General features: G+C 49.9%; 3 protein-coding genes and 1 pseudogene. All 4 read left to right on the plus strand.

Annotated elements, in window-relative coordinates; genetic code table 11:
- Positions 1 to 1,438, plus strand: a pseudogene (locus ACWA6V_RS17240) (DNA-directed RNA polymerase subunit beta'); the annotation flags it as partial.
- Between the two features lie 261 nt (positions 1,439 to 1,699).
- On the plus strand, positions 1,700 to 2,071 hold the full coding sequence (rpsL, locus tag ACWA6V_RS17245) for a 30S ribosomal protein S12 (protein ID WP_062058902.1): 372 nt from the start codon (positions 1,700 to 1,702) through the stop codon (positions 2,069 to 2,071).
- A gap of 136 nt (positions 2,072 to 2,207) precedes the next feature.
- Positions 2,208 to 2,678, plus strand: coding sequence for a 30S ribosomal protein S7 (rpsG, locus tag ACWA6V_RS17250; protein WP_039913025.1), 471 nt, complete (start codon positions 2,208 to 2,210; stop codon positions 2,676 to 2,678).
- Between the two features lie 92 nt (positions 2,679 to 2,770).
- The gene (gene fusA / locus ACWA6V_RS17255; RefSeq protein ID WP_449523652.1) at positions 2,771 to 4,891 is read left to right on the plus strand and encodes an elongation factor G; all 2,121 of its coding nucleotides are present in this window, start codon (positions 2,771 to 2,773) and stop codon (positions 4,889 to 4,891) included.
- Positions 4,892 to 4,994 lie beyond the last annotated feature (103 nt).

A 4,994-nucleotide genomic window follows, 5' to 3' on the forward strand; every position in this document is an offset into this window, starting at 1 on the left:
GCTGACCATGCGTACCTTCCACATTGGTGGTGCGGCATCGCGAGCGTCTGCAGCAGATAGTGTACAAGTTAAACAAGAAGGTACTGTGCGTCTGTTGAACGTAAAGGTTGTAAGCAATCCGGCGGGCAACCTGGTGGCAGTATCCCGTTCGGGCGAATTAGCGATTGCCGATGGCAGTGGTCGTGAGCGTGAGCGTTACAAGATTCCTTACGGTGCTTTGATTACTGTTAAAGATGGCGAGGCCGTAAAAGGTGGCCAAATCATTGCTAAATGGGATCCGCATACTCACCCGATTGTATCGGAAGTGGCAGGTACTGTTGCATTCTCAGGAATGGAAGACGGTCTTTCTATCCGTCGTCAAACTGACGAATTGACGGGTTTGAGCTCTATCGAAGTGTTGGATCCAGCTGAGCGTCCATCTGCCGGTAAAGATCTGCGCCCAGCAGTAACCTTGGTCGATGCGAAAGGTAAAGAGCTGTTCCTTGCGAACACCAACGTCCCTGCGCACTACATGTTGCCGCCAAAAGCGATTTTGAGCATCAACAACAGCGACATTATTAACGTGGGGGACATTATTGCGCGTATCCCGCAAGAAGGTTCCAAGACCCGCGATATCACCGGTGGTCTGCCGCGCGTTGCTGACTTGTTTGAAGCGCGTCGCCCGAAAGAGCCGTCAATCCTGGCGGAAATCTCTGGTACTGTGAGCTTTGGTAAAGAAACTAAGGGCAAGCGTCGTTTAATCATCACCCCTGTGGATGGTCAATTGTTACCAGATGGTTCAACTCACTACGAAGTGCTTATCCCTAAACACCGTCAATTGACTGTGTTTGAAGGTGAGATGGTTGCCAAGGGTGAAGTTGTATCTGACGGCCCAAGCAACCCGCACGACATCCTGCGCTTGCAAGGTGTTGAGGCGCTGGCACGTTACATTACCAACGAAATCCAGGACGTATATCGTCTGCAAGGCGTGAAGATTAACGATAAGCACATTGAAACCATCGTTCGTCAGATGCTGCGTAAAGTAGAGATTAGCACCATGGGCGACTCTACTTTCGTGAAAGGCGAGCAGGTTGAATACAATCACGTGCTGGAAGAGAACGAAAAGCTGCGTGCAGAGGCGCGTCAGCCTGCAAACTACGAACGTCAGCTGTTGGGTATTACCAAGGCATCGTTGGCGACCGAATCGTTTATTTCGGCGGCATCGTTCCAGGAAACTACCCGTGTATTGACCGAAGCGGCAGTGACTGGCAAAAAAGATGCGTTGCGCGGATTGAAAGAAAACGTGGTTGTGGGGCGTTTGATTCCCGCTGGTACTGGTCTGGCTTACCACTCAGACCGCAAACGTCGCCGTGAAGCTGCTATCAGTAATGATGTTGGTGTAAGTGCAGAGGACGTTGAAGCAGCATTGACTGAGGCGCTGAAATCAAGCATTGGCTAATGCTTGATTCAAGGCCGAAGTGACGAGGGCGCAAGCTCTCACGGTAAGCCCGAAGCAAGGCTGGCAACCCCAGCCTTGCTTTTTTATCGGGCAATTGTCCATTAAATAAGCGGGCTTTACCTTGACGGTGGTGGGGTGCATCTTTACAATGCGCCACCCACTTTTTCCGAAGTGGGAAGCGGGGCTATTTTTGATGTATTAGCCCGCTTTCTTAAACCTGCCTTCAATTGTGAAGGCGTATTATCTGTGGAGTTTGTTTTCATGCCAACGATCAATCAATTGATTCGTAAGCCGAGAAAACCCATCGTAGACAAGAGCGACGTTCCAGCTCTGCAAGGCAATCCGCAACGCCGCGGTGTTTGCACTCGCGTTTATACGACTACACCTAAAAAGCCAAACTCAGCATTGCGTAAAGTGTGCCGTGTTCGTTTGACCAATGGCTTCGAAGTGTCTTCCTATATCGGCGGTGAAGGCCATAACTTGCAAGAGCACAGCGTGGTACTCATTCGTGGTGGTCGTGTTAAAGACTTGCCAGGTGTTCGTTACCATACTGTACGCGGTTCACTGGATACTTCCGGTGTTGCCAAGCGTAGACAGGGTCGTTCCAAATACGGTGCTAAACGTCCTAAGTAATATGGCGGGCGGATTTATCCGCCGCTTATGCTTTGCGTTTAATGTTTTCGGTGTACAACCGAGTAAGGCCAAGCAAATTTGTAGCAATTGGGCTTCAAATGTTGTCTTGGATAATTCCTGAAGAGAGGCTATTAAAATGCCAAGAAGACGAGTCGTCGCCAAACGCGACACGCTGCCGGATCCAAAATTCGGTAACGTGACTCTGGCAAAGTTTATGAACCACGTGATGATCAGTGGTAAGAAGTCGGTAGCAGAGCGCATTATTTATGGTGCTATGGATATCGTTAAAACCAAATTGAATCGCGACCCTTTGGAGGTTTTCTCCGAGGCTCTCGAAAACATCGCTCCGCTGGTTGAGGTTAAGTCTCGCCGTGTGGGTGGTGCAACCTATCAAGTTCCTGTCGAAGTACGTGCATCGCGTCGTACTGCGCTGGCAATGCGTTGGTTGGTGGATTACTCGCGTAAGCGTGGTGAGAAATCAATGCCGGCGCGTTTGGCTGGTGAGCTGATGGATGCTGCACAAGGCAAAGGCGCTGCGGTTAAGAAGCGTGAAGACGTTCACCGTATGGCTGAAGCGAACAAAGCGTTCTCGCACTTCCGTTTTTAATGGAAGTTTGCTCCAAAACGCCTATGTAAGACTAAGGGCAGCAGTAGCTGCCTTTATCTTTAGTAGCGAATTTGTAATCGGGGAATACCTCTGTGGCACGTAAAACACCTATCGCACGCTATCGCAATATCGGCATCTGCGCCCACGTAGATGCGGGTAAGACGACGACTACCGAACGTGTGTTGTTTTATACCGGCTTGTCTCACAAAATTGGTGAGGTGCATGACGGTGCTGCAACGACTGACTGGATGGTGCAGGAGCAGGAGCGCGGTATTACTATCACCTCTGCTGCGGTAACTACCTTCTGGAAAGGCATGGGTGGGCAGTTTGATGAGCATCGCATCAATGTAATTGATACCCCCGGGCACGTTGATTTCACTATCGAGGTGGAGCGTTCATTGCGCGTCCTCGATGGTGCTGTTGTCGTTCTCTGTGGGTCTTCAGGTGTGCAGCCGCAAACTGAAACAGTATGGCGTCAAGCGAACAAATACGAAGTTCCGCGTATTGTATTTGTGAACAAGATGGATCGTACTGGTGCCAACTATATGCGTGTGGTGGAGCAGTTGAAGTCCCGTCTGGGGGCTAACGCTGTGCCATTGCAGATGACAATTGGCTCTGAAGAAGAGTTCAAGGGTGTTGTCGATCTGGTTAAGATGCGTGCCATTATCTGGAATGAAGAAGATCAGGGTATGACCTTCAAGTACGAGTCGATCCCAGTGGATCTGCTCGAAACTTGTGAAAAAATGCGTGAGTTCCTGATTGAATCTGCGGCTGAGTCCAGCGAAGAGTTGATGGAAAAGTATTTGGGTGGCGAAGAGCTAACTGAAGAAGAAATCAAATCTGGTATTCGTGCGCGTACGTTAGCTAACGAAATTATCCCGGTGATCGGTGGGTCGGCGTTTAAGAACAAGGGTGTCCAGGCAATGCTGGATGCGGTTGTTGACTATTTGCCTGCGCCAACAGAAGTGAAGGCGATTGAAGGTGTGCTTGAAGATGGTGAAACCCTTGCGACGCGTAAAGCGAGCGATGATGAACCTTTTTCGGCTTTGGCTTTCAAGATTGCCACCGATCCATTTGTGGGTACCTTAACCTTTTTTCGTGTTTACTCGGGCACCCTTGAATCGGGTGATACTGTGCTGAATTCAGTAAAGGGTAAAAAGGAGCGCGTTGGTCGTATGGTGCAAATGCACGCGAATCAGCGTCAGGAAATTAAAGAAGTATTGGCAGGCGATATTGCTGCAGGTATCGGCTTTAAAGATTGTACGACCGGTGACACTCTCTGCGCTCTCGATAATGTGATTATTCTTGAGCGGATGGATTTCCCGGAGCCGGTAATTCATGTGGCAGTTGAGCCCAAAACCAAGGCTGATCAGGAAAAAATGGGGGTCGCACTGAGCAAGCTGGCTCAGGAGGATCCCTCTTTCCGTGTCCGCACTGATGAAGAGACTGGCCAAACCATTATCGGTGGTATGGGTGAGTTGCATCTCGATATTATTGTCGATCGTATGCGGCGCGAATTTGGTGTGGAGGCTAACATCGGTAAGCCGCAAGTGGCCTACCGTGAGGCTATCCGCAATACCTGCGAAATTGAAGGTAAGTTCGTGCGTCAGTCGGGCGGCCGCGGTCAGTTTGGTCACTGCTGGATTCGCTTTTCTCCCGGTGCAGATGAGGGTGCTGAAGGCTTGGAGTTTGTGAATGAGGTTGTGGGTGGTGTGGTTCCCAAGGAATTCATCCCTGCGATTCAGAAAGGCATTGCCGAACAAATGCAAAACGGAGTTCTGGCGGGCTATCCATTACTTGGGTTAAAGGCTGTTGTATTCGATGGCTCTTATCACGATGTGGATTCGTCAGAAATGGCCTTTAAGATTGCTGCATCCATGGCCACCAAGAAATTGGCCCAAAAAGGTGGTGCGGTATTGCTTGAGCCGATCATGAAGGTTGAAGTGGTTACTCCGGAAGCAAACATGGGTGATGTGGTTGGCGACTTGAACCGTCGTCGCGGCTTGATCCTGGGTATGGATGAGAGTCCGATGGGCAAGGTGATTGACGCTGAAGTTCCATTGTCGGAAATGTTTGGTTATGCGACTGCCTTGCGCTCTGCAACTCAGGGCCGTGCAACCTACACCATGGAATTTTTGAAGTACCAGGAAGCTCCGCGCAATGTCGCTGATGAAGTGATTGCGAAGGGCGGAATGCAAAGAGACGAAGAATAGTTTCGATATTTCATCTTTATATAGAGGAATTGAAAAGTGGCTAAAGAGAAGTTTGAACGTAACAAACCCCACCTTAATGTGGGCACCATTGGTCACGTTGACC

The sequence above is a fragment of the Cellvibrio sp. genome (genome assembly GCF_053579595.1).